This window comes from Methanorbis furvi, from assembly GCF_032714615.1.
Lineage (GTDB): Archaea > Halobacteriota > Methanomicrobia > Methanomicrobiales > Methanocorpusculaceae > Methanocorpusculum > Methanocorpusculum furvi.
The window spans coordinates 140,984-164,247 of the sequence record NZ_JAWDKA010000002.1; the positions used below are offsets into that span (position 1 = coordinate 140,984).

Sequence of the window (23,264 nt, forward strand, 5' to 3'; positions counted from 1 at the left end):
GAAATTATTACCCAAGGCAGCGCATCATGGGATTTCCGGAAACATTCAAAGCTCTCTCTGATCCTGCGAGACGGGAAATTCTCGTCATGCTCAAATCAGGCAGGATGTCTGCCGGAGAGATCGCCGCAAACTTTGCGATGACAAACGCCACCATCTCCTATCATCTCTCTCAACTCAAAAAAGCCGGTCTTGTACTGGAACACAAAGAAAAAAATTTCGTGTACTATGAACTCAACATCTCGGTCTTTGAGGAGTTGATGTTCTGGATTGCACAGTTCAAAGAGGAATCCTCACATGAAAAACCTTGATCTGACCCTGATCCTTACTTCAATAGTCTGCCTGCTGCCGATCATTCCTGGTCTCGTACTTTACGACCAGCTGCCGGATCAGCTTATCATTCACTGGAACGCATCCGGCCAGCCGGACGGCTACGCACCAAAAGATATCGTGCTCTTCGGCATGCCGCTGCTCTTATGCGGTCTGAACATTTTTATCCAGTTCGCGCTGAAAACAGATCCGAAGATCAACAATGCCTCCGTGATGCTGGTCACATTCAGCAAATGGATCATTCCGATCATCAGTGTGATTGTGATGTCGCTCACGCTCCTTGCAGGACTCGGCATGGATGTCCCGATCAATGTGGTGCTTCCAATCGTTATCGGTATGATATTTGTAGTGATCGGCAATTATCTGCCGAAATCAAAACAGAGTTACACGGTTGGCATCCGCCTGCCGTGGACACTGAACAGTGAGGAAAACTGGAACAGAACGCACAGGCTTGCAGGATATCTCTGGATAATTGGCGGAGTTGTGTTGATTCTGTCTGCGTTCCTTGCACCTGCATGGATGTTTGCGGTGATGATGACTGCGATTATCGTAATGGTTGGAGTTCCGTTCGCCTACTCTTACAGTCTGTATCGAAAAGGGGTATAAATCCCTTTTACTCTACTACTGCGATGTAGAGATAACAGTGAGCTTTTCCCTCTTTGGTGTATGCTGCGGGAACGGTACTTTCAAAGTCCTCGGTGAAACTTCTCCGGATTGTTCCGGTTTTTTTATCAGACCAGACCATTCCCCATGCTTTTTTTGCACAGAGTCCGACATCTCCGCCTTCATCGGACGCGTCGTACTTTTTGTAGAGTCCTTTCTCTACTTTTTCATCCATCTCTGCAAAAAATTCTGCTGTTACTGTCATGACGGTGAGATCATACTCTCCGGTCTCGTCACTTGCGTAGTTGCTGTACCGGGATACTGGCGAGATGTCTGCGGGCATTGTATGATCGCTGTCAAAAAGCAGTGGAAGTTTTCCGCTGACAATGTCCTGCCAGAGTTCACTGATGCGTTCCATTCCTTGGGCGGAATTGTCTGTTCTGATGGTTACTGCATGTAATCGGTATGTCATAGAAAAAGTGAAAAAGAGTTATCCTCTTTTTGCAAAATATTTTTTGGATGCTCCGCACATTGGGCATACCCAGGTGTCGGGGATTTTTTCAAACTCTGTTCCCGCAGGAACTGCGGGCGGAGCTCCTTTGGTCTCATCATACAGGTAACCACAGGTGACACAAACGTACTTTGCCATACTATCCCTTTTGTCGGTACTATTGGTAAAGGGTTTGCTTCCCTGCATAAAAAATTTTTATTCAATCTGTGCAAACGACTCTTTTCCTGCTCCGCAAACAGGACACTCCCACGTGTCAGGAATCTTTTCAAAAGGAGTCTTTGGAGGAACATTTGGCACATCTCCGACTTCTTCATCGTAAATGTAGCCGCAGGGTCTGCATTTGTACTTTGACATACATCCTAATTGTCCTGAGGCTTCGTAAACCTTGACATTGTTGCATTTTTTGATTTTATGCAAAAAACGCGAATGACGCGTTTACTGAACAAAACATCCTGACGAAACAGTTATGCAGTTTCGGATACGATACTCTCCAAGAAAAATGGCTCTGCCTCAAAAACCACTCATCTATCTCAACAACGCTGCAACCAGCTGGCCAAAACCTCCCGAAGTTCTCAGCGCGATCACCGAATCACTCTCACTGCCCGTGTTCGGCTCAGGCCGGACGACCGGAACGCAGGGAGAAGATTACGTAACTCTTGCAAGAGAGCGAGTCTCCGAATTTTTAGGAACCAAAAATCCTGAGAACATCATCTTCACAGAAAACGCAACAGACTCCCTGAATATATTGATAGCAGGATTTCTTGCAGGTCAGCAGAATACCTGCCGCGTTCTCACCACCGCCCTTGATCACAACTCAGTCCTTCGGCCGCTTCACGAACACCAGCATGCAGGCCGCATCAAACTCGACACGCTTCCATTCACTGACGGAATCGTCAGCCCGAAAACCATCGAAGACGCACTCACGCCTGACACCAAACTCATGGTCATGACCCATGGAAGCAATGTTCTTGGTTCCCTACAAAACATTCAGGCAATCGGCAAAATTCTCCAGGACCACGGAGTATTCTTCATCGTTGACGGAGCCCAGACCGCAGGCCACATTCCAATCTCCCTTAGCGACCTGCCACTCGACGCCTTTGTGTTTACCGGCCACAAAGGACTCCTTGGCATCTCAGGCACCGGAGGATTCTATCTGAAAAATCCTGACAAAGTTGCGCCGGTCAAGTTCGGCGGAACCGGCACAAACTCCCAGTCGCTCCTTCACCCACGTTCAATGCCCGAGAAGTTTGAAGCAGGAACCCACAACCATACCGGCCTCGCCGCTCTCGCCGCCGGAGTAAAATTCGTTCAGGAAAAAGGCATTACAACAATCGAAGAACAGGCAAAAAAGCAGACGTCCGCAATCATCCAAGCGCTTGCCAAAGAAGAAAACATCACCATCCACAATCACCACCCTGACCTGCCGGTAATCTCCTTCAACATTTTGGGACTTCACAACGATGACGTAGGATTCATTCTTGCCAGAGCCTACAATATCATCGTGCGAACCGGACTCCACTGTGCCCCGCTCGTCCACGAAATCATTGACGGCGGAGAGGGCTCTGTCCGCTTAAGCCTCTCCTGTTTCACGACTGATGAAGAATGCCGGACCGCGGCAGAAGCAATTCTGGAGGTCGCAGAAAATGCGAATTCAACGATCCATTCAGCATAAGTACTGTGCTGACGGCTCGTTCATGAAGGAGTATCAGCTTGACTCTCCGGTTACGGAAGGATTTTTTTGGTATCTGAAAAACTTTGGAAAAGTTGAGACGATGCCAAACCTCGGGCAGGGATTTTACACGTTTGAGAAACCGGACTGGTTTTCGATCAAAGGATTTGTCGGCGACACAACAGTTGAGGTGCGGTTCAAGACCCAGACGATGGATCTGACAAGTGATTTTCTGTATTTTCTGTTCTCATCATACCGCGAAGGAGAGACGATCGATCTCACTGTTCTAAAAAGAAGAGAGAGTTCGCTTTCTGAACGGGTCAGAAAACATCTGTATGGGAACTCCTGATTTTTCTTGCGTACTCGTTGATATCGGAACATCCGTTTTTCTTTGCGATGCGTTTGAGTGCTGTGGTCGTGCCGGTTCCATACTGCATGGCTTTCTTGTGTTTCCATGCAATGTCTTCTGGAAGATATTTTTCGGCAACTTTTCGGAGAGCAATTTTTCTCAGATCTCCTTTGACCAGTTCGTCGTCGGAAAATTTTCGCGATGCTTTGATGACGCGTTCGTCCATGTAGGGCATGGAGTACCAGACGCCAAAACATCCGGCCGCGGCCGCGTCGCGTGCACGCTGGGAGGCGAGTCCGAGAAAATCTTTTGCAAGGTCCGACCGAAGGTTGGGACTTCTGCCGTAACGTGCGTAGCCGCCAAAGAGTTCGTCGGCAGCCTGGCCGGTGAGAATTTTTTCTGCGCCGAAGTGGTTTGCAGCTCTTCCGATGAAGTATCCGGCAAGCCCGATCTCAATGTCCATTGCTGTTACTGCGGGAAGGATGCGTAACAGGGTTGGCAGGGCTTCTTCGATATCGTCTTCGGTGATTTCACAAACATTCAGTCGAAGATTCAGTCTGTCGGCAGCGTCAGCTGCTGCGGCAAGGTCGTGCGAGTCGGAAAAGCCGACTGCGATACAGGGGAGATCAGCAAGGACTGCGATCAGAGTTGAGTCAACACCTCCCGAAAGAGTGACGACCGCTGCTTCACTGCGATCTTCAGCCCGAAGCCGGACCGCTTCGCGTACTGCATCCTCTAAAGATAGATCCGGAACTTCAGGATGGATGGGGAGTTCCTCGTTCGAGAAACTGATCACTCCTGCTGGGGCAGGGCCTGGCATGATGCCGTAATGGTCGCGAGCGGTGAAGAGTTTTGTCTGAAGAAAAAATTCGCCGCCGCATTTTTGCAGATACGCAGGCGTGACCGACTCTATCTCAGGTCGCGTGAGGATGTGTCCGTCATGTTCGATCCAGCCGCGGAACTTCATTCAGTATCCCCGTGAAAGCATTTCAAGCTCATCACGAACACAGGAGCGGATCATTTTTTCGAGGGCTTTCATGTCGATCGGTTTTGCGGACTGATCAATTTCCAAGAGTTTTGCTTCCATACTGCGGATGCCTTCGCTGGGTGTTTTTCCATATTTGAGCGATATGGCGATTGCGTCTTCGTCAAGGCGGATGACCTTTGTTGGCATTGTAATAGGGAGATCAGCGGTGTTTCCATATATATGTTACATTTTGTAACAAGGATTTTTGAGAGTGTTACATTTTGTAACAAGGGTTTTTCGCACTCAGTTACAAATTGTAACAGTTGGGATAACAGGGAGGTTCGGAGTTAAAGACACAAATTCACAGAAACCGAAACTCTCTTATTTTCCCATGCCGATTGGTAACATACTCAAAATAATTTTCCAATGAAAATGTCTCTGTCTGTTTACACCCCTCCCTTCACTATTACGAATCAGATGATCGATCGTATTGCATCTATCAGTGAGCTGGTTGGTACCTTATCCGCAGCCGGGGCTGTAAATAAAAATCCGCATCTTCGACGCAACAATCGGATAAAAACGATTCATTCTTCGCTGGCCATTGAAAACAACACGTTGACGCTTGCACAGGTCACGGCTGTTATCGATGGAAAATCTGTTCTTGGTCCGCCCAAAGAGATCCGGGAGGTTACGAATGCTTACGAGGCATATGATCTGTTACTGAAACTCAATCCGTATCAGGTAGAGGATCTGTTGAAGGCTCACAAAATTATGATGAAGGATCTTGTTCATGAATCAGGAATGTTCCGGACAACCGGAGTTGGTGTTTTTGCAGGAACACGGCTTGTCCATATGGCCCCACCGGCAGAACTTGTTCCTGAACAGGTGACGAATCTGTTGGCATGGTGTAAAAGTTCGGATGTTCATCCTCTGATTAAGAGTTGTGTCCTTCATGCAGAGATTGAGTTCATCCACCCGTTTGTCGATGGGAACGGAAGGATGGGGAGAATGTGGCAGACATTGATCCTGAGCAAATGGAAACCTTTGTTTGCCTGGATACCGGTAGAGTCTCTTATAGAAAAACATCAGGAACGTTACTATGCAGCTCTTGGCGATGCGGGAAAAACCGGAAACAATACCCAATTTGTCGAGTTTATGCTTGAGGTGCTTGAACGTTCTCTAAAAGAGATCAGAAAAATGCAGAGATATGATACCGTAAATGATACTGTATCTGATACTGTAAATGAACCTGCATTTGATACTGTATATGAGACGGTAAATCTTTCCGAGAAGGAACGGCTTGTTCTGAAATATCTGAAAAATAACGAGAGTATAACAATTCAGGAGCTGACGAAAAAGACCGGATTTTCCCGTCCGACGATCACCCGCTGTCTTGCGTCTCTGAAGGAAAAAAATCTGGTGACACGGAGCGGTTCGGATAAAACGGGTAAATGGGTTGTTCTCTTTTGAAGAGTTTTCTCTCAAACGAAAAAATCACCGGATAAATCTCTCCACAACTGCATACACCGGCATCTTCACAAACTTGATGCAGACTCCAACAAGCACTGCTGCAATCAGCGTTCCTTCTCGAACACCATACACGGTTGAAAACATCAGCATGGACACAACGACCGACAGAATCACGAGCGTTACATCAAGCCCGATTTTTACTGTACCAAACTCCACCTTAAACCTCCGGGAGAATGCCGTGAGCATTCCTTCGCTTGCCATCACCAACACATTTGGTGCGACTTCAAAGCAGATGCCGATAGCAAGCAGCACACAGCTTACTACAACGAACAACAGCTGTTCGAAATAATTTATCGGCACCAGCCAGGTAAATCCCCAGAGCGTCAGATCAATAAACACACCGAACACTCCTGCCGCGGCAAGCTGAAGCAGCTGGATGATCTCAAACTCTTTTCGCATGAGCAGATACTCAATCAAAAGAAAACATGCATGCAGAAGAATTGTCAGCGTTCCAACCGTCAAGGGCACGCCAAGACTTATGACATACGGAAGACTTGAGATCGGGGTGATCCCCATGTTGGCTTTAATCGACAGGGAAATTCCGAGAGCCATAACAAACAGGCCCACAATGAACACAAGGTATCTGCGGGCTAACCTATAATAAACTGATTTTGGTTGCGTGATAAATATATTAGCGGGAAAAGTATTTGGGGGTTGCCTTTAGAATGGCATTGCATCCAAAATCATTTGTTTACAAACAATATCCATCATTGATTGAATTTTGTCCTATGAAAAAATGCGGTGATATGAATATTTTCTCTGGCAAATGGATTTTGTTTTGATGGGACTTACGCGATGTGAAATAACATAAGAAAAAGGGATTCTTTGACTGTGTTCCGTGGTTACTCAAAACGAGACCGAGGACAAAAAATTCCAAACAATGAAACTCATCACCGCGCAAATCCTATTTTGATAGAAAAAAAGCAAACCACATAAAAAATATTTTTCCAAAAAATATTTCGTCACAATTTTTTTTGAAAAATTTTCCAGAAAAAAAATCATGACGAAATATTTTCACGCGCCCCTCACGTCGAATCAAAACCAACCATCTGATTGATCATAATCTCCGCAATATCAGAACTGTACTCACTCATCCGATGCATACTGTTTGCAATCGTCGTCATCGCCACTGCCTCTTTTACCTTCATCTTCTGCGTGATCGCAGAAAGTGTATGATACTCAGGCTTCAGCTCATCCGCAGCATCAATAATCGAGTTCGCCTCAGGAATACTGTTCGCATAAATTGCCTTGATACTCCGGTTAAAGATCTCAAGTGACGCCTCGCCCGCCTTTGTCACCTTCGCAACAACCGTATGGTCAACACGCATATCGATTAGAACAAGAGCTGCTTCAGAAATCGCCACCGCGTGATCTCCCACCCGCTCAATAATGCGTGAGATCTGATAATAGGTCGCAGCTTTTGCAGGAGTAATCTCCATTCTCCTTGATAGAGCTGGATTTGTCACAATCAAAGAAAACTGCCGGTGAATCAGCCAGTGCAGACGATCAACATCCGAATCACGTGCCGAAACATCCTCAGCAAGCTCGCGGCGACCCTGCTCAAGAGCATACAACGCGTCCTCATGCATCGCCTTCACGATTACATACATTCGCCGAATCGTATTCTCAAACGGCATCTCCGAGGGATTCAAAATATCCTTCAGAATAATACTGTTGTCACTTTCTTCCGCAACCTCCTGACCAATCGTCATCTGCGTAAACTTCCGCACCACCTGCCGGACCTTTGGCGGAATACGTCCGGCTGATGTAACACGAATCGTCGTAAAACCGGTAATATATGCACCAATAAGAGATCGCAGAAGCATGTTTGGATCAGGATAATCTTTCAGGGAAAACTCCTTCACCCGCACAGTACTATCATACATCAGATTCGGTGTGAGAAGCAGGGTCCCGTCAGCTTGGGCAATCACACCAACCGGATCATTTTTCTCAATCTTCTGCTGGCGGACCCAACCTTTCGGCAGGGAAATCACATACGATGACCCTCCCGTAACCTGCACTTTCCGAATTTCCATTGTCTGAAGTAGTATATGATGCGGATGCTATTTATTGACATCCACATATTCTCTATAGACACAATAGCAAGATAGAAAAAACGATAGCCTCATGTCAAAACAGAGATTACTCAATCTATGTCGAGTATCACTATACCAGATAGCCCCTAATCTTGTAATCGGAAAAACAGCGGAACAGTTCCGTTGGGTTTTCCGGGTGTAATTTCCTATGCGTAGCTTCAAAAGCTCTCACAAATCTGGTCTTGCCGCTCTTCTTGCAGCAGCAGTTCTCGTTCTCGTGGTCCTCACAGCAGGATGTGTCAGCACACCTGCAGAGGATGATGTCTCCGGCACCATCTCACTTGCCGGCTCAACAACAGTTCTTCCGGTTGCCCAGGCGGTCGCCGAAGTCTACATGAACAATCACCAGTCCGCAGACATTCAGATCAGCGGCGGAGGTTCCGGCGTCGGAGTAACCGCAATCACTGCGGGCACTGCTGATATCGGTATGCTTTCCCGTGATCTCAAAGATTCTGAGAAAACCGGTAACGACTTCAAAGAGTATGTCATCGGCCGTGACGGAATCGCCATCATTGCAAACCCTGCAAACACCGTCTCTGAACTGACGCTTTCTCAGGTGAAAGACATCTATCAGGGCAAAATCACCAACTGGAAAGAAGTTGGCGGAGCTGACATGCTGATCGTTCTTGTCGGCCGTGATAGTGCATCAGGAACCCGGGAGTTCTTCACCGAGTTCGTCTTAAACAAAGAAGACGCCGCAAAAACCATGCAGGAACTCAACTCGAACGGAGCAGTACAGAAAAGCGTTGCCCAGACTCCGGGAGCGATCGGATATGTCTCTCTTGAGTACGTTGATAATACCGTCAAAGCCTTCACCATCGATGGAGTAAAACCCTCAGTCGCAACAGTCATTGACGGAACCTACAAGATCAACCGCCCGCTTCTGATGATTACCAAAGGAGAGGCAACCGGCCTTGCAAAAAGCTACCTCGACTTCATCCTTTCATCTGCCGGCCAGAAGATCTTAAGCGAGAACGGATTCGTTCCAATCGCATAACTCCTGTCATCAATCTTTTTTTCGGGGGAAAAATCATGACGGAACATACAGGCACCAAAGCACGCAGCCGTGCGGTTCGGGAGAGAGCCATCAAATCTATCTGGCTCGCTACCGCCCTCATCTCTGCTGCTGCTGTTGTCTTCATTCTCGGATACCTGATCTACACAGCCCTTCCGGCCTTTGCCGAAGTGGGGATTTCAGGATTTTTACTCAATACCGACTGGAACCCGACAGGCTCGACTCCTTCCTATGGTATTGCCGCACTTATTATTGATACTCTGCTGGTGACTTTGGGCGCACTCATCTTTGCTGTGCCGCTCGGACTTGCCGCAGCAGTCTACCTATCCTACCTTGCGCCGCCAAAAATCCGTGACACGGTAAAACCGATCATCGAACTCCTCGCAGGAATTCCATCAGTGGTCTACGGATTTTTTGGTATGGTTGTACTCTGTAATTTTCTCAGAGTCGCTCTTGACATCCCAAGCGGATTCTGCTGGCTTGCAGCTTCGGTGATTCTCGGTATCATGGCACTTCCAACAATCGTCTCGGTCTCTGAAGACGCTCTCTTTGCAGTCCCAAAAGATTACCAAGAAGCATCGCTCGGACTTGGGGCAACCTACTGGCACACCATCTCCCGCGTTCTTCTGCCGGCAGCAGCTTCGGGAATCTCCGCAGCCGTTGTGCTCGGAATGGGTCGGGCAATTGGTGAGACCATGGCGGTTATGATGGTTGCCGGAAACGCTGCGATCATTCCTGATCCGATCTGGAATGTTCTCTCGCCGGTCAGAACACTTACCGCAACACTTGGCATCGAAATGGCCGAGGTTGCGACCGGCAGTATGCACTACTATGCCCTCTTTGGCGTCGCGGTCGTGCTTCTTCTCATCACGCTCATCGTGAACCTCGCGTCTGCGTGGGTGATCAAACGAATGCAGACCGGACAAAAAACCACACCGCACATCTCAAACAAAACCAAACGATATCTCAAACTCGCAGCTGTTGCCGCGGCCGCAGTAATTTTCTTCTGTTTCCTTACAGCATCACTCGGCATTCTCTGGGCGATAGGAATCTCCGCAGCAGTTGTTGCCTGGTACTTTGGCAGAAAAAAAATTTCGCACAAAGTTGCAGAAAAAAGTTCCTTCGTTTTGATCTATGCCTGTACCGCAGGGGTCATTCTGATTCTTGCAGTCATTCTCTGGGATATCTTCTCCAATGGACTTCCGGTAATCTCCTGGGAGTTCCTCACCGAAAGTCCAAAAGATCTCGGTCGGGCAGGAGGAATCTATCCGGCAATTGTTGGAACATTACAGCTGGTTGCCGGAGCAATCATCATTGCGTTGCCGGTAGGAATTGGTGCTGCGATCTATTTAATCGAGTACGCACGCGAAAATTTCCTGACCAAAGCACTCAGAACCGGAAACGATCTTCTGAACGGAACGCCTTCCATTGTGTTTGGTCTCTTCGGTTTTGCCTTCTTCGTCATCTACCTGAACTGGGGAATCTGTATGCTGGCAGGTCAGATCTGTCTCGCATTGATGATTCTTCCAACGATCGTTCGGACGACTGAGGAGGCGCTCAAAGCAGTGCCGAACGCACAGAGGGAAGCATCGCTCGGACTTGGAGCAACCAAATGGCAGACGATTAGAAAGGTCGTTCTCCCCTCAGCTGCTCCCGGAATTCTTACCGGCGCAATTCTCTCGGTCGGCAGAGCCGCAGGAGAGACCGCCCCAATTATGTTCACAGCTGTTGTGTTCACCAAACGATTCGTCAGCCTGAACGTATTTGATCCGGTCATGGCACTTCCCTTCCACTTATTCGTCCTCTCGACCAGTGTGCCGGGAGCGACCGCCCAGCAGTACGGAACTGCGGTCGTTTTGATCGTGATTGTCATGGCAATTTATCTTGCGGCAATCGCTCTTCGCAGACACTACCAGAACAAACTTCTCAGATAATTATGACAAGCGTTATTCAAACCAACAATCTCAATCTTTCGTACGGAACCAAACAGGCACTGTTTGAAGTGAATTTCCCGTTTGCAGAAAAAAAAGTCACCGCACTAATCGGTCCTTCGGGTTGCGGGAAGTCAACTCTTCTCCGTTGTCTCAACCGGATGAATGATCTCATCCCGACCTGTAAGATCAATGGAGAAATTTTGTTCAGAGATGAAAATATTCTAAACGCTGATCCTGTCGAGCTTCGCAAACATATCGGCATGGTGTTCCAGCGCCCGAATCCGTTTCCGAAGTCGATCTATGACAATATTGCGTATGGTCCCCGCGCTCACGGCGAGCATGATGCGTCAACGCTTGACAAAATTGTCGAGACGAGTCTGAAAGGCGCAGCTCTCTGGGATGAGGTCAAAGACCGTCTTCATGACTCGGCTCTCGGACTTTCCGGCGGTCAGCAGCAGCGTCTCTGTATTGCACGAACGCTTGCGGTAAGTCCTGAGATTATTCTCATGGACGAGCCATGTTCAGCACTTGATCCAATCGCCACCTCGAAAATTGAGACGCTGATTACCGATCTCAAGAAAAATTATACGGTTATTATTGTGACTCACAATATGCAGCAGGCAGCAAGAGTCAGCGATACGACCGGTTTTATGTACATCGGCAAGCTTGTTGAGGTCAATGATACGAAGAAGATCTTTTCAAATCCTGCTGAAGAACTCACCGAACGTTATGTTACCGGAAGGTTTGGTTAAATGAATGAGTATTTCCATTTGGAGCTTGGCTCCTACAAGGATCAGGTAAACTGGTACGGCCGGTTTGCGCTTGGTATGCTGAAGAATTCGCTGATGGCGTTTGAGACGATCGATCGCGAGGTTGCGGCAGATGTTGTCCGCCAGAAGGAGTATATCGCGAGCCAGTATGATCTTTTAAACGAACGCGGTGTTCTGTTGATTGCTCTTAATCAGCCGATGGCGGCAGATCTGAGGCTGATTGCATGCAGTCTGGATATGATTACGTCGTCTGAACGTGTTGGCCGTTACGGGAAGGATGTCGGTGAGCTGCTTGTGCAGTTTGAGAACCGCGATCATGTTGCACGTCTTGCAAGTCAGTTGTCAAAGATGGGTACTATTACGGTGTCGATGCTTGATGTTGTGTACAATTCGTTTGCGACCGGAGATACGGAGTCTTTGTCTGCGCTTTCTGCGATGGAGGAGGAGGTTGATCAGATGTATGATGTTATTTATGCTGATTGTGTTGCGGCAATGGAGGCTGATGTTTCGGTTGTTCCTCAGTGCAGTGCGTATCATATGATCAATCGGTATCTTGAGCGGTGTGCGGATCATGCATGCCGGATGGGGGAGAAGGTGTATTATATGCAGACCGGTAAACGGGTGGCTATTGATCACGTCAATGAATGATGTGATCTTTTTTTTGGAAAACTTCGTGAGAAAACGCGAATAGCGCGAATAAAAAATCGCCAATGGCGATTTTTTTAATTCGCGCTATTCGTGCTATTCGCGTTTTAGATATAATCACGTTTCAAATATATCCACATTTCAGATATAATCGCCGATATCCATCTCGCGGGAGATGACCGTATCGCAGTAACAGCAGCGGAACCCACGCGAATGGAAAGTGAACCGGCTTTCAGCAGGCTCGCGGGTATTGGTGATGCAGTTTGGATTCGGGCACTTGATAACACCCGTGATATCAGTTGGCACCTCGACCGATTTCTTCTCAACCACTTTGGAGTCACGGATAATACTGATCTTTGCGTCTGGTGCAATCAGGGCAAGTTTGTCCACCTCGGACTTGACCAGTTCGCGGTTCTCGATCTTGACCATGTCTTTTCTGCCGCCGCGGCTGCTCACCACATTTGTCGCAACCGTGAAGGTCACGTTTGTTCCGTCCTGAATTCCAAGAATACGGATCACCGTCAGGCCCTCGCCGGGCGTGATGTGATCGATCACCGTTCCGTTTTTGATCGGTGAGATAACAATTCCTTCGTCGCTTGACCGTTTCATGACCGCATCACCTCGTTTAACATCGCCATTCTGATGGGAACACCGTAGTGCGCCTGCTGGAAGTATTTTGCACACGGCATTTTGTCAACCGCCGGATCGATCTCGTCCACTCTCGGCAGCGGATGCAGTACAATCATCGAGGGTTTTGCCATCTCCAGAAGTTCGGGCGTGACCCGATAGGTTGCGGCAAAGCTTGCGAACGCCGCAGGGTCCGGGAAACGTTCCCGCTGAAGCCTTGTCACATACAGGACGTCGAGTTCGGGAATGGTTTCTTCGATGTTTTCATGGACGATGATCTCCATTCCGGCGTCGGTGAGATCCTGTTTGAGGTGGCTTGGCAGGTCAAGACCTTCGGGAGCGATGGTGTGCAGACGAATGTCATCGTATTTTGTCAGCGCGGCCGCAAGGGAGTGCACGGTTCTGCCGTACCGCAGGTCTCCCTGAAGTCCGATGTCGATGTTCTCCAGTTTCATGGATTTGCGGATGGTGAACAGGTCCAATAGTGTCTGGGACGGATGCTGGCCTGCGCCGTCACCGCCATTGATGACCGGAACGGATGCTACTTCGCTCGCGAGCCGTGCGGCTCCTTCTTTGGGATGGCGCAGTACGATTGCGTCGGCGTAACCGGAGATGACGCGGATGGTGTCGGAGAGTGTTTCTCCTTTGGCGATTGAGGAGGCTTCGACACTTCCGAGGTTGAGAATTTTTCCGCCAAGCCGCATCATTGCGGAGGCGAAGGACATTCTGGTTCTGGTACTTGGTTCAAAAAAGAGCACGGCAAGAATTTTTCCCTCAAGTTCATGTCCGGTGAACTTTTTTTGATCAAACTTTGCAGCAGCCGTGAGAAGAGCGTCAATTTCTTCACGGTCCATGTCCCGTACAGACAGGATATTTTTTTGATCATGTGTCATGGGTTTTTGTCCAACTCTGATATGTGTATTTGTTGCGGGAGAGATAAATAATGGTCGTCTTGGTTTCTTGATCAGAAAAAATATATTTGAAAAAAAATTATTCAAACCCCATTCTTCTCCAGATACGCCGCAGTTCGTTTCGCAACATTCTCCTTCAGATTCTCATAAAAGAAAGCATAATCATTCGTATGAAACACTCCTTCCGCAAACAGTTCCGGAGTGGAATACACTGCCGGATCAGGGGAGTCGGCAATGAGAACTATCGAACCGTCAACCTCTGCAAGATATGCGCCGGTAAAGTTCGCCACTCGGGAAGACACACTACCGTTCTCGAAAAATACCGCACCATAGTTCTCATCAGCAGACGCATACGTCCCGTCCGTCTTCCAGTTCAGCGGATTAATTCCGATCGATCCCGGAAGCACAACAACATTCTCACCAGAAAGCTCTGGCGCCTGCGTGTGATACGTGATGATAACGCCAGTATCAAGCTCGCCGGTTGCAGGTTTCAGCTGACCGTACTGGGCAAGCTCAAACTCAGAGACGGTATAGCCGATAGGATACGCAGCCACCAGCTTTCCCTGAAGCTCGGGATCAACGAACAGATCGATCATCAGCTGCTTGATCCGGTATGACCCCTGCGAGTGTCCGGCAAGAATGAACGGCTTTCCATCATTGTAGTTCTCCAGATAATAAAGGAACGCAGCCTTCGCATCTTCGTAGGCAAGTTGTCCTGCGACATACTGATCTTCTGTCCAGGTGCCGTTACCGATCATCGAGTAGAGACCGGTCTGCCGGTAGTATGGGGCGTAGACATTTGCCGTCTCCTCATAGACACCTTTGTTCGTCATCACATTCACCACTGCCCGATCCCGGGCTGCCGGATCACTCAGGTTCATCGAGTCAACGTACAAGTTCGTGGCCAGAGTCGGGTAGAGATAGAAAACATCAACCGCTTTCTGTTCAGCAGATGCGTTCGGCACCATCACCCAGTTTTCCGCAAGCGAGTAGTCAAGCGGCTGGTAGGGCGAGTCGCTCACGGGCTCCGGAGTGACGCAGCCTGCAGAAATGATCACAAGAAAAAGGAGGGGAAGCAAGAAATATCGTTTGTCCATGGAAAACAATTGGCGGTTATCCTACATAAGTGATACTGGGTTTCTCGCGAAAATTTGAAACGCGAAGAATGCGAATAGCGCGAATCGCATGCCTTCCACACGCCGTTCCGTCGTGTTTTGCTCCTCCTTTCAGGAGTCGCTTCGGCCTGCTCACCGCTTCGCACGCCGTTCCGTCGTGCTCACTGCTTCGCAGCTTCGCGGAATAAAAAAATCGCCAATGGTGATTTTTATCGAGTTCTGCAGTTCGTGTTTCAAAAACGCGTCACATAAATTCTATTGGAAAAATCGCCATTGGCGATTTTTTATTTTTTATTCGCGCTATTCGCGTTTCATCAAACCGAAAACGAAACACCATACACCCTCTCAGGCACCAGCGAATGCACCCGCCACATATCCTCACTCGTCACAACCCCCTCCTGAATCATCCGCTGCATCTTGCGGGGAACCGACCGCGGACCATTCACCGCCCCAGGCCGTGAAAGATCATCCATATAATCACTCTCAAGCGTGAACTCGCGTTTCTCCAAAAACCAGTCCGCAAGAAACGGCTCCCTGACCGTCACTGACGGATGAAGCGGCGTCTCAGTAGTCGCAAAATGTTTCACCACACGAGAAGGATTCATCCCAACTGCTCTTGCCATATCAGGCACATCCAAACAAGGTCCGCTCTCTGCATGAATTTGTAAAGAACAGTCCAGCTCCCTTGCAAGCATCAAAGCATGGGAAAGCACGCGGTTTGACGCATCCCACACATTCTGCTCGACCGGATAATGGGGACGGCCTGACTTCAGACCAATCGCTTTCCCTTCCGCCACATACTCAGCCGCCACATCCAAAGCCCCGCACATCAAACGCTCCGCATCCATCAAACTCATCCGCTGAGTTAGCCTCCCGATCTCAGCAGGATGCACACCGCACATCGCATAACAACCGCAGCCCTCAGTTCGCACCGCGTCCGCAGTTGCCAACAACTCATCAAACACAGCCCGGAAATCCTCAGGCTTCGTTGGAGAGATCTCATGCGACCAGGACGGCAGAGACACCAGAACAATATGCGTCCCCCCAGACCGCATAAACTCCCGAACTACTGAGGGACCAACACCTGCCCGACGATTAATATGAAAATGATCATCCAGAATCGGAAAAGACTCAGACATTTTCAGTCAAGAATCTTCATCATCGGATAACCATTCTCAAACTTCAGCTGCGCCCGACAGACAGCATTCCCGAACTTCGTCTCAATCACCGCATCATACATCGCACCAGTCAGCTCCGAGTACCCAAACGGATTCTCATTCATCAGCGTTCGGTCCAGACGCACCTCAATATGCGTCACATACGGCTGAAGCGAGACCGCACTCTCAATTGCCGCCTCAACCTTCTCAGCCGTTGACCTGCTGATAGGCGTTCCCACAAACTGGTGGTAAAGTGCACCAAGTTTAATCGCTGCTTCAAACACTGCATTTTCTCGATCAGTTGCCATTGTTATTTCCTCACAAAAGTTTTACCGTATCATTGCGCGGCGAAATAATATCGCCCGACCGCTTGAGTTTGTCCAGAAGTTTCTCAACCTCATCTTTACCATATTTGTGCTGACTCACCATCGTATCAATCACATTATCAATCTTTGCCGAACCCGCACCCTCAGCAAGAATCTTGATCGTCTCACGAAGAATACGTGTCATGTCGCGGCTGGATTTCGTGATGCCGGTCGCAACCCGATCGATATCAATCGTGCCGGACGCAGGATCGTAGGCGACCTGCTTAAGACAGGTGTCCACGATCTTTACCACACGTTTCGCATCATCGACATCGATCTCATCAGCAAGTCTGACGCGGGCGCTCGCTTCTGCGAGCCTCACAAGTGCTTCCAGCTGACGGGCGGTAACCGGCACCGGTTTGTCGGAATCAATTGCGACGCTGCGGAGATTCTGATAGTACTGCACCAAAATCTCTTTTGCATCATCGGTCAGCATCGGGAAACAGTTTCGTTTCGCATACGCGAGATATTTGCGGAGCAGGACAGCATCGATCTCAGGCATGACCGGAGCGAGTTCGCGTTTGAAGTACTCATCGTCAGCGCCCGGAATCGGATGCTTTTTGTGATGCATGATCTTCTCGCCTGCCATGTGGGACTTTAAGATGTGGTTTGCGATGTTTAAGTCGCGGACCGCGTCAGGTTTGTCCTTCATAATAAAGATCAGATCAAAACGCGAGAGCAGCGAAGGCGGCATGTTGACCTGCTCGGAGATGTTGGAGAACTCGTCGAACCGTCCGAGCTTCGGGTTTGCTGCGCCAAGAAGCGAGCAGCGGGTACGAAGCGTTGCGTTGATGCCGGCTTTTGCCACCGAGATGGACTGCTGTTCCATTGCTTCGTGCAGGGAGGAGCGGTCGTCCTTTTGCATCTTGTCCATTTCATCGACTGCGGCAATTCCTTTGTCGGCAAGTACGAGCGCTCCTGCTTCCAGCGTCCAGCGTCCGTCGCCGAGATCGTCTTTGACTGCAGCCGCAGTGAGACCTGCGGAGGATGCGGACTTTCCTGAGGTGTAGATGCCGCGGGGAGCGAGTTTGATGACGTAGCGAAGCAGCTGCGACTTTGCGATACCCGGGTCTCCGACAAGGAGGACGTGAATGTCTCCCCTGAGACTACTGCCGTCAGGCATCTCTTTGGCGATGCCGCCAAACATCTGGAGAGCAATTGCTTCTTTGACTTCGTCGTTTCCGTAGATGGTTGGGGCGATGGATCTGGCGATTTTTCCGTAGACACCAGGGTCAGTCGCCATGTCTTTGATGGTCTCTTCGTCCTCTTCGCTGATGTTGACCTCTTCGAATTCTTTGATGGAGATCTCTATAGAATTACATTCAACGAAGAGGTCAAAGACGGTGCTTTTCTGTCCTGCGGTGATTCGCTGCACACTTCTGAGAATGCCGTTGACAATCACGCGGTCGCCCGGAGATACAATTCCGCAGATGTCGTCAACGATGTCGATGTCGATGTTCTGCGGCTGTTCGCCGCCGCGGAGTCCTTCGGGTGTTTCCTGAATGCGGAGTTTCTGGGAGTCGATGAAGGTGGATCTGTTCTGGACGAGTTCGAGTTTTTTCTGGGTGCACTCTGCGTTGCCGCAGACGTCTGGTTCGGTGTAGGTGCCGTAATCCTGGGCTTTGTAGGTGAAGTGGCCTGCTGGACAGCGGAATGCGCCGATTACGAGCCGAGGACGAACTTCGGTGACGCGGCGGATGATGCCGTCGACGCTGACGAATTTGTTGATGTGTTCGGCACGGATGTCTCGAATTTGGGTTTTTCTGGGAAGGTGAATGAATCTGATGTTGATTCCTGTGATGATGTCTTCGGAGATGTCGTTTCCTTCGCGGTCTTTGCGGCTGATGAGGTGGCCGGTTCTGATTGCGTCACGGATGTCTTCGAGTGTTTTGCCGGGGCGTTCGAGCAGTTCGTCAGCAAGGATGGTTCCGGTTTTGCCGTAGCCTTCGAGGACGTCGTAGCCGATGGTGAGGGATTTGGTGTACGGGTATTCGCGGGCGAGTTTGTTTAAGTCGGTTTTGTACTTCTTTTTCAGAAATACACCCCACTCTTCAGAGCGGTCGATGATTTCGAGTTCTGCTGCCACGTTCTCCCTCCTGTTGTTTATGAGGTTTGATGCGTGAAGGATTAAGGGTTTGGAATGTCTGGGTGTGGGGGGTACAAATGTTTATCGGAGAGTTTGTCCTAATACTTTTCACATGAAGTATGGGTTGCTGGCTGCTGTTGTTCTGTTTTTGGCAGCTGTGGTGTTGTCTGCGGGTTGTGTTGGGTTTCCTCCCGCCGAAGACCCTCTTGCCGGAGATCCTGCTCTTGGGACTTGGGTTGGAAATAGACTGATTACTAAGATTGATTCCGATACTGGTGAGAAAGTGAATATTTCCAGGAGTTGTATGATCAAGATTCGGGAGGACGGCAGATGTACTATGAGCTACAGTCATGGTGAGGGAGAAGGTCCCGGCATTTATCGTTCTTTCAGTGGGGTTGTTACTGTTTCCAAACAGGATAACTTCTATATCATTGATGCCTCTTCTGCGGGGATCTTTGTGATGACTCTTTCTGAGGATGGTTATGTGAAGATGATGACGCCCTATGGTTCGGAGCTTTATCTTCAAAGAGGCGAGGCCTGATTTTTTTTCTTTTTTTATTCTGGCTCGGATTTGTATAATATAAGGAAGTGTTTTTCTCTATATGTGTTTTCCGTGGTTATTCCGAGTGAGGCCAAGGACAAGACATCCTTTTTCCTTATGCTATTTCGCACCACGGAACTCCTACTGAAAAAAATTTCTAAAAATTTTCGTTCCGGCATCTGTTATGTTCCAAGCGGAACAGTTTGTACTTACCATTATACGTTTTGAAGGAGTATGATATTTCTATGAAATGGTTCATTGTACCTGTTGCTGTTATTCTTACAGCTCTGCTGCTGACAGCCGGATGTATCGGGACTGATACTCCCGTACAACAATCGTTATCAGAAAAACCTCTTGGCACTTGGGTAGTGATGCTCACTTCCGAAACAGTAAACTGCACTGAGAGATATGACAGCTATGAACTGAGACTTTGGGAGAATGAGTCCGGCACCGTGATATATTCCCATACGGAAAAAGTGAATAACCAGACATCTACCACCACGCATCAGATGGAAGGACCAGTCATTAAAAACGAAAATGCCTACACCATTGTCACTGAAAATGACGGTAACTTTACGCTGACATTCTCCACAGATACCAATTACTGGGGACCAGAGATTCTGACTCTGCCGGATGGAACAGAAGTAACGAATGAATTAATCTACACCGTGTACGAAACCTCCAGCATCGACAGTGCGCCAAGCAGCACATGGGACTCGCCCAAAGAACCGGTCGGACTCTGGACAACAACCCTTCCCTCAAAAATTGTGAACGGAACAGAAGTTGTAGTTAATTACTCCCTGCTGTTCCTTGGAAACGACACTGCCGCCGTAACCTATGAAGAAACACAGTTCAATCATGAAGAAACAGAGTTCTATAATTATCAGACAACAACCCTTCTCCTTACAGAAGAAGGAACAATGACCAATGAAGGAAATAATTACACCATTACCACCGACAATCTCGGTAACTTTACCATGATCTGTTCCTTCACCGAAGACGGAGTATGGGAAGCGGGACCCGTGGTTTTACCGGATGGAACACTAATTGCAGACTACTGGCATTTGATCACCTACGACAACATCTACACCTGAATCACTCACCCCCAATAAGAGGAAAATAATCTTCTCTTATCTCTTTTCTCACCCTCATTACACATCTATAAATTCCCGCAAACCAAAATAGTACCTGTAAATTGAGGCTGGATTTATCTCCCGCCTCTGGTGAAAAACATGAAAAACGATGACTCTACCGTATCCACAGGATACCAGTCGGATCGTGTCTATATCTTTGACACAACGCTCCGTGACGGCGAACAATCTCCCGGCGCAACCATGACCCTACAGGAGAAGGTGCGTCTCGCCCGTCAGCTTGAGCTACTCGGCGTAGATATCATCGAAGCAGGATTCCCTGCCGCAAGCCCGGGCGACTTCGAAGCAGTCCGTGCAGTCTCAGAAACGGTCACCAACTGTCAGGTCGCAGGACTCTGCCGAGCGGTTGCCGCAGACATCGACCGTGCATGGGAAGCCCTCAAACATGCAGCCAACCCGCGAATCCATGTATTTCTCGCAACCAGCCCGATCCACATGGAACACAAACTCAGGAAAACCCCTGACCAAGTTCTTGAAATGGCAGAAAAAGCCGTTCGGCACGCAGCATCCCTCACCAAAAACGTCGAATTCTCCGCAGAAGACGCATCCCGCAGTGAACTCCCGTTCCTTGCAAAAGTCGTTGAAACCGTTATTGACGCAGGAGCCACAACCGTCAACATCCCTGACACGGTAGGGTACATCCAGCCCGGAGAGTACGCAAACATCATCCGCTACCTCGCCGAAAACGTCAAAAATATCAACAAAGCAGTAATCTCCGTTCACTGCCATGACGACCTCGGCCTTGCCGTTGCAAACAGCCTTGCCGCAGTAAAAGCAGGCGCCCGCCAGATCGAATGCACCATCAACGGCATCGGTGAACGTGCAGGAAATACCGCAATGGACGAAGCAGTCATGAACCTCAACGTCCGCAGCGACTACTACCAGTGCAACTGCGGCATCATCACCGAACAACTCTATCCAACCGCACGAACCCTTTCCCACATCATCGGAATGCCAATCCCTGCAAACAAAGCAATTGTCGGTGCCAACGCATTCGCCCACGAATCCGGCATTCATCAGGACGGCGTCCTCAAATGCCGCGAAACATACGAGATCATGGACGCAGCATCCATAGGAAAAACCGGCAACGACATGGTCTTAGGCAAACACTCAGGCCGTCACGCAATCAAAGCCAAAGTCGAAGAACTCGGCTACACCTTAAACGACGACCAGATAACAATCGTCTCAGACGCAGTCAAAAAACTCGCAGACATCAAAAAAGAGATCTTCTCCGAAGACGTCGAAGCAATCGTCCTTGAAGAAATCTTCAGAATGCCTGACAAGTTCAAACTCAAATACCTCCAGGTCCACGCAGGCAACGGCCCCATCCCCCCGAACGCCAGCGTCATCATGGAAGTAAACGGCGAAGACAAACAGCTGCACAACTTCGGCGTAGGACCAATCGACGCCGTCTTCAACACAATTGGCACCATCTCAGGATGCAAACCTGACCTCGAACAGTTCTCAGTAAACGCAATTACTGGCGGAACCGATGCACAGGGAGAAGTAACCGTTCGGCTGCGGAGAAACAACTACACCGCAATCGGCAGAGGAGCAGACCCTGACATTCTCGTTGCCGCAGGAAAAGCCTATGTGAACGCACTCAACCGCCTCGCCAAAAAAGTGGAGGAAAACCATGCATAGAACCATCGCAGAAAAAATTCTTCAGTCCAAAACCGACCAGAAGATCACCGGTTCCGGCCAGATCGTCAGATGCAAACTCTCGCTCGTTCTTGCAAATGACATCACTGCCCCCCTGGCAATCAAATCTTTCCGGGAAATGGGAGCAAACAAAGTCTTTGACAAAGACAAAGTCGTCTTTGTCTGCGACCACTTCACCCCGAACAAAGACATCGACTCAGCCGAACAGGTCAGCGTGACCCGCAGTTTCGCTCAGGAGATGGGAATTACCCACTACTATGAAGGAGGCAACTGCGGAATTGAGCATGCCCTCCTTCCCGAAGAGGGACTTGTTGGTCCCTGGGACCTTGTTATCGGAGCTGACAGTCATACCTGTACGTATGGCGGTATCGGCGCATTCTCAACAGGAATGGGTTCAACCGATATCGCAGCCGGCATGGTTCTTGGTGAGAACTGGTTCAAAGTTCCGCCAAGCATCAAAGTTGATCTCCACGGCAAAATGGGAAAGTACGTACAAGGCAAAGACGTAATCCTGAAACTTATCGGAACAATCGGCGTGTCCGGCGCTCTCTACAAGGCTCTTGAGTTTGGCGGATCCGGCGTTGACAAGATGTCGATCGAAAGCCGTCTCACAATTGCCAACATGGCAATCGAAGCAGGTGCAAAAGCAGGACTCTTCCCAGCCGACAAGAAGACGCTGAAGTACACCCGCAAAGCCGGACGCAGTGATGAGGAGATCAAGCCTGACAAGTTTGCGATGTACGAGTCAGAGATTGATATGGAGATCAAAGGGATGGCTCCACAGGTAGCTCTCCCGCACCTGCCGGAGAATGTGAAAGGAGTCGACGAGGTCGGCGAGCTGGAAATTCACCAAGCGGTTATCGGCAGCTGCACAAACGGAAGAATCGAGGATATGCGCCAGGCAGCAGATATTCTCCGCGGCAGAAAGGTGGACAAACATGTCCGCTGCATTATCATTCCGGCAACTCCCCGCGTATGGCGCGACTGCGTGCACGAAGGGCTGATGCAGGTGTTTATCGATGCGGGAGCGATCATCTCCCCGCCAACCTGTGGCCCTTGTCTGGGCGGTCACATGGGAATTCTCGCCAAAGGCGAACGGGCAATCTCCACAACGAACCGCAACTTCCGCGGCAGGATGGGATCGCTTGATTCAGAAGTTATTCTGTCCAATCCTGCGGTTGCCGCGGCATCTGCTGTTACCGGTCGGGTTACTGATCCAAGGAGTCTGTAAAA

At 49.2% G+C, this 23,264-nt stretch carries 26 protein-coding genes; 13 read left to right on the plus strand and 13 right to left on the minus strand.

The genetic code is table 11. From position 1 onward, the window contains the following. The first annotated feature begins 26 nt into the window (after nucleotides 1-26). Complete coding sequence (locus McpAg1_RS02415) at nucleotides 27-308, plus strand: autorepressor SdpR family transcription factor (RefSeq protein WP_338093694.1); 282 nt, start codon at nucleotides 27-29, stop codon at nucleotides 306-308. Further along, nucleotides 295-933 carry an SdpI family protein gene (locus McpAg1_RS02420; protein ID WP_338093695.1) on the plus strand — a complete coding sequence of 213 codons (639 nt, stop codon included), beginning with the start codon at nucleotides 295-297 and terminating at the stop codon, nucleotides 931-933. Before McpAg1_RS02415 ends, McpAg1_RS02420 begins: the two co-directional genes overlap by 14 nt. Before the next feature lie 7 nt (nucleotides 934-940). On the opposite strand, the gene McpAg1_RS02425 is transcribed toward McpAg1_RS02420, so the two are convergent. Genes McpAg1_RS02425 through McpAg1_RS02435 form a run of 3 tightly spaced genes read right to left on the minus strand, consistent with a single transcriptional unit; the run spans nucleotide 941 to nucleotide 1,795 of the window. Further along, entirely contained in the window at nucleotides 941-1,402 is a 462-nt protein-coding gene (locus McpAg1_RS02425; RefSeq protein ID WP_338093697.1) for a hypothetical protein, read from the minus strand. 18 nt (nucleotides 1,403-1,420) lie between these two features. Continuing rightward, entirely contained in the window at nucleotides 1,421-1,579 is a 159-nt protein-coding gene (locus McpAg1_RS02430; protein WP_338093698.1) for a rubredoxin, read from the minus strand. 57 nt (nucleotides 1,580-1,636) lie between these two features. Continuing rightward, entirely contained in the window at nucleotides 1,637-1,795 is a 159-nt protein-coding gene (locus McpAg1_RS02435; RefSeq protein ID WP_338093700.1) for a rubredoxin, read from the minus strand. A 112-nt stretch (nucleotides 1,796-1,907) separates the two neighbouring features. On the opposite strand from McpAg1_RS02435, the gene McpAg1_RS02440 reads away from it, so the two are divergent. Together McpAg1_RS02440 and McpAg1_RS02445 are read left to right on the plus strand one after the other, a co-directional pair. Continuing rightward, nucleotides 1,908-3,113, plus strand: coding sequence for an aminotransferase class V-fold PLP-dependent enzyme (locus McpAg1_RS02440; protein WP_338093701.1), 1,206 nt, complete (start codon nucleotides 1,908-1,910; stop codon nucleotides 3,111-3,113). Further along, nucleotides 3,085-3,459, plus strand: coding sequence for a hypothetical protein (locus McpAg1_RS02445; protein ID WP_338093702.1), 375 nt, complete (start codon nucleotides 3,085-3,087; stop codon nucleotides 3,457-3,459). The genes McpAg1_RS02440 and McpAg1_RS02445 overlap by 29 nt, the downstream gene beginning before the upstream one ends. Here the strand turns inward: McpAg1_RS02445 and McpAg1_RS02450 are convergent. Together McpAg1_RS02450 and McpAg1_RS02455 are read right to left on the minus strand one after the other, a co-directional pair. Beyond that, nucleotides 3,431-4,426, minus strand: a complete 996-nt coding sequence (locus McpAg1_RS02450) for an asparagine synthase C-terminal domain-containing protein (protein WP_338093703.1) — start codon at nucleotides 4,424-4,426, stop codon at nucleotides 3,431-3,433. The two genes, McpAg1_RS02445 and McpAg1_RS02450, sit on opposite strands and share 29 nt — an antisense overlap. Further along, nucleotides 4,427-4,633 (minus strand): hypothetical protein, encoded by a 207-nt coding sequence (locus McpAg1_RS02455; RefSeq protein WP_338093704.1) that lies wholly within the window; start codon nucleotides 4,631-4,633, stop codon nucleotides 4,427-4,429. Between the two features lie 270 nt (nucleotides 4,634-4,903). Between McpAg1_RS02455 and McpAg1_RS02460 the strand changes: the two genes are divergently transcribed. Further along, on the plus strand, nucleotides 4,904-5,896 hold the full coding sequence (locus tag McpAg1_RS02460) for a Fic family protein (protein WP_338093705.1): 993 nt from the start codon (nucleotides 4,904-4,906) through the stop codon (nucleotides 5,894-5,896). 24 nt (nucleotides 5,897-5,920) lie between these two features. Here the strand turns inward: McpAg1_RS02460 and McpAg1_RS02465 are convergent, their stop codons facing one another. Next, the gene (locus McpAg1_RS02465) at nucleotides 5,921-6,532 is read right to left on the minus strand and encodes a YczE/YyaS/YitT family protein (protein WP_338093706.1); all 612 of its coding nucleotides are present in this window, start codon (nucleotides 6,530-6,532) and stop codon (nucleotides 5,921-5,923) included. A 449-nt stretch (nucleotides 6,533-6,981) separates the two neighbouring features. Next, the gene (locus tag McpAg1_RS02470) at nucleotides 6,982-7,992 is read right to left on the minus strand and encodes a PhoU domain-containing protein (protein ID WP_338093707.1); all 1,011 of its coding nucleotides are present in this window, start codon (nucleotides 7,990-7,992) and stop codon (nucleotides 6,982-6,984) included. 208 nt (nucleotides 7,993-8,200) lie between these two features. Here McpAg1_RS02470 and McpAg1_RS02475 point away from each other — a divergent pair, with 208 nt between their 5' ends. The 4 genes from McpAg1_RS02475 to McpAg1_RS02490 are packed head-to-tail and all read left to right on the plus strand — an operon-like array spanning nucleotide 8,201 to nucleotide 12,419. Further along, on the plus strand, nucleotides 8,201-9,049 hold the full coding sequence (locus McpAg1_RS02475) for a phosphate ABC transporter substrate-binding protein (RefSeq protein ID WP_338093708.1): 849 nt from the start codon (nucleotides 8,201-8,203) through the stop codon (nucleotides 9,047-9,049). A gap of 35 nt (nucleotides 9,050-9,084) precedes the next feature. Further along, nucleotides 9,085-11,001, plus strand: a complete 1,917-nt coding sequence (pstA, locus tag McpAg1_RS02480) for a phosphate ABC transporter permease PstA (RefSeq protein ID WP_338093709.1) — start codon at nucleotides 9,085-9,087, stop codon at nucleotides 10,999-11,001. A gap of 2 nt (nucleotides 11,002-11,003) precedes the next feature. After that, nucleotides 11,004-11,753: a phosphate ABC transporter ATP-binding protein PstB gene (pstB, locus tag McpAg1_RS02485; protein ID WP_338093710.1), complete on the plus strand. Its 750-nt coding sequence runs from the start codon at nucleotides 11,004-11,006 to the stop codon at nucleotides 11,751-11,753. Further along, the gene (locus McpAg1_RS02490) at nucleotides 11,754-12,419 is read left to right on the plus strand and encodes a phosphate signaling complex PhoU family protein (RefSeq protein ID WP_338093711.1); all 666 of its coding nucleotides are present in this window, start codon (nucleotides 11,754-11,756) and stop codon (nucleotides 12,417-12,419) included. 138 nt (nucleotides 12,420-12,557) lie between these two features. Here the strand turns inward: McpAg1_RS02490 and pyrI are convergent, their stop codons facing one another. The 6 genes from pyrI to McpAg1_RS02520 form a co-directional block, all read right to left on the minus strand. Continuing rightward, nucleotides 12,558-13,025, minus strand: a complete 468-nt coding sequence (pyrI, locus tag McpAg1_RS02495; protein ID WP_338093712.1) for an aspartate carbamoyltransferase regulatory subunit — start codon at nucleotides 13,023-13,025, stop codon at nucleotides 12,558-12,560. Further along, entirely contained in the window at nucleotides 13,022-13,936 is a 915-nt protein-coding gene (pyrB, locus tag McpAg1_RS02500) for an aspartate carbamoyltransferase (RefSeq protein WP_338093713.1), read from the minus strand. The genes pyrI and pyrB overlap by 4 nt, the downstream gene beginning before the upstream one ends. Before the next feature lie 101 nt (nucleotides 13,937-14,037). After that, the gene (locus McpAg1_RS02505) at nucleotides 14,038-14,976 is read right to left on the minus strand and encodes a DUF3089 domain-containing protein (RefSeq protein ID WP_338093714.1); all 939 of its coding nucleotides are present in this window, start codon (nucleotides 14,974-14,976) and stop codon (nucleotides 14,038-14,040) included. A 407-nt stretch (nucleotides 14,977-15,383) separates the two neighbouring features. Further along, nucleotides 15,384-16,208 (minus strand): TatD family hydrolase, encoded by an 825-nt coding sequence (locus tag McpAg1_RS02510; RefSeq protein WP_338093715.1) that lies wholly within the window; start codon nucleotides 16,206-16,208, stop codon nucleotides 15,384-15,386. Nucleotides 16,209-16,210: 2 nt separating this feature from the next. Next, nucleotides 16,211-16,534 (minus strand): dihydroneopterin aldolase family protein, encoded by a 324-nt coding sequence (locus McpAg1_RS02515; protein ID WP_338093716.1) that lies wholly within the window; start codon nucleotides 16,532-16,534, stop codon nucleotides 16,211-16,213. Between the two features lie 10 nt (nucleotides 16,535-16,544). Continuing rightward, nucleotides 16,545-18,677 carry a minichromosome maintenance protein MCM gene (locus McpAg1_RS02520; protein WP_338093717.1) on the minus strand — a complete coding sequence of 711 codons (2,133 nt, stop codon included), beginning with the start codon at nucleotides 18,675-18,677 and terminating at the stop codon, nucleotides 16,545-16,547. A gap of 112 nt (nucleotides 18,678-18,789) precedes the next feature. Between McpAg1_RS02520 and McpAg1_RS02525 the strand changes: the two genes are divergently transcribed. From McpAg1_RS02525 to leuC, 4 genes are all read left to right on the plus strand, one after another. Next, nucleotides 18,790-19,218 carry a hypothetical protein gene (locus tag McpAg1_RS02525; protein WP_338093718.1) on the plus strand — a complete coding sequence of 143 codons (429 nt, stop codon included), beginning with the start codon at nucleotides 18,790-18,792 and terminating at the stop codon, nucleotides 19,216-19,218. 245 nt (nucleotides 19,219-19,463) lie between these two features. Continuing rightward, nucleotides 19,464-20,312 (plus strand): hypothetical protein, encoded by an 849-nt coding sequence (locus McpAg1_RS02530; protein WP_338093719.1) that lies wholly within the window; start codon nucleotides 19,464-19,466, stop codon nucleotides 20,310-20,312. Nucleotides 20,313-20,450: 138 nt separating this feature from the next. After that, the gene (locus McpAg1_RS02535) at nucleotides 20,451-22,013 is read left to right on the plus strand and encodes a 2-isopropylmalate synthase (RefSeq protein ID WP_338093720.1); all 1,563 of its coding nucleotides are present in this window, start codon (nucleotides 20,451-20,453) and stop codon (nucleotides 22,011-22,013) included. Further along, on the plus strand, nucleotides 22,006-23,262 hold the full coding sequence (gene leuC, locus McpAg1_RS02540; protein WP_338093721.1) for a 3-isopropylmalate dehydratase large subunit: 1,257 nt from the start codon (nucleotides 22,006-22,008) through the stop codon (nucleotides 23,260-23,262). The genes McpAg1_RS02535 and leuC overlap by 8 nt, the downstream gene beginning before the upstream one ends. Nucleotides 23,263-23,264 lie beyond the last annotated feature (2 nt).

What these genes read in the sequence shown, in the direction of transcription:
- McpAg1_RS02525 (WP_338093718.1), top strand. Translation starts at nt 18,790, where the DNA reads ATGAAGTATGGGTTGCTGGCTGCTGTTGTTCTGTTTTTGGCAGCTGTG.
- McpAg1_RS02470 (WP_338093707.1), bottom strand. Translation starts at nt 7,992, where the DNA reads ATGGAAATTCGGAAAGTGCAGGTTACGGGAGGGTCATCGTATGTGATT.
- McpAg1_RS02435 (WP_338093700.1), bottom strand. Translation starts at nt 1,795, where the DNA reads ATGTCAAAGTACAAATGCAGACCCTGCGGCTACATTTACGATGAAGAA.
- McpAg1_RS02490 (WP_338093711.1), top strand. Translation starts at nt 11,754, where the DNA reads ATGAATGAGTATTTCCATTTGGAGCTTGGCTCCTACAAGGATCAGGTA.
- McpAg1_RS02440 (WP_338093701.1), top strand. Translation starts at nt 1,908, where the DNA reads ATGCAGTTTCGGATACGATACTCTCCAAGAAAAATGGCTCTGCCTCAA.
- leuC (WP_338093721.1), top strand. Translation starts at nt 22,006, where the DNA reads ATGCATAGAACCATCGCAGAAAAAATTCTTCAGTCCAAAACCGACCAG.
- McpAg1_RS02425 (WP_338093697.1), bottom strand. Translation starts at nt 1,402, where the DNA reads ATGACATACCGATTACATGCAGTAACCATCAGAACAGACAATTCCGCC.
- McpAg1_RS02510 (WP_338093715.1), bottom strand. Translation starts at nt 16,208, where the DNA reads ATGTCTGAGTCTTTTCCGATTCTGGATGATCATTTTCATATTAATCGT.
- McpAg1_RS02535 (WP_338093720.1), top strand. Translation starts at nt 20,451, where the DNA reads ATGAAAAACGATGACTCTACCGTATCCACAGGATACCAGTCGGATCGT.
- McpAg1_RS02475 (WP_338093708.1), top strand. Translation starts at nt 8,201, where the DNA reads ATGCGTAGCTTCAAAAGCTCTCACAAATCTGGTCTTGCCGCTCTTCTT.
- pstA (WP_338093709.1), top strand. Translation starts at nt 9,085, where the DNA reads ATGACGGAACATACAGGCACCAAAGCACGCAGCCGTGCGGTTCGGGAG.
- McpAg1_RS02420 (WP_338093695.1), top strand. Translation starts at nt 295, where the DNA reads ATGAAAAACCTTGATCTGACCCTGATCCTTACTTCAATAGTCTGCCTG.
- McpAg1_RS02415 (WP_338093694.1), top strand. Translation starts at nt 27, where the DNA reads ATGGGATTTCCGGAAACATTCAAAGCTCTCTCTGATCCTGCGAGACGG.
- McpAg1_RS02445 (WP_338093702.1), top strand. Translation starts at nt 3,085, where the DNA reads ATGCGAATTCAACGATCCATTCAGCATAAGTACTGTGCTGACGGCTCG.
- McpAg1_RS02450 (WP_338093703.1), bottom strand. Translation starts at nt 4,426, where the DNA reads ATGAAGTTCCGCGGCTGGATCGAACATGACGGACACATCCTCACGCGA.
- McpAg1_RS02515 (WP_338093716.1), bottom strand. Translation starts at nt 16,534, where the DNA reads ATGGCAACTGATCGAGAAAATGCAGTGTTTGAAGCAGCGATTAAACTT.
- McpAg1_RS02530 (WP_338093719.1), top strand. Translation starts at nt 19,464, where the DNA reads ATGAAATGGTTCATTGTACCTGTTGCTGTTATTCTTACAGCTCTGCTG.
- McpAg1_RS02455 (WP_338093704.1), bottom strand. Translation starts at nt 4,633, where the DNA reads ATGCCAACAAAGGTCATCCGCCTTGACGAAGACGCAATCGCCATATCG.
- McpAg1_RS02460 (WP_338093705.1), top strand. Translation starts at nt 4,904, where the DNA reads ATGATCGATCGTATTGCATCTATCAGTGAGCTGGTTGGTACCTTATCC.
- pyrI (WP_338093712.1), bottom strand. Translation starts at nt 13,025, where the DNA reads ATGAAACGGTCAAGCGACGAAGGAATTGTTATCTCACCGATCAAAAAC.
- McpAg1_RS02430 (WP_338093698.1), bottom strand. Translation starts at nt 1,579, where the DNA reads ATGGCAAAGTACGTTTGTGTCACCTGTGGTTACCTGTATGATGAGACC.
- pstB (WP_338093710.1), top strand. Translation starts at nt 11,004, where the DNA reads ATGACAAGCGTTATTCAAACCAACAATCTCAATCTTTCGTACGGAACC.
- pyrB (WP_338093713.1), bottom strand. Translation starts at nt 13,936, where the DNA reads ATGACACATGATCAAAAAAATATCCTGTCTGTACGGGACATGGACCGT.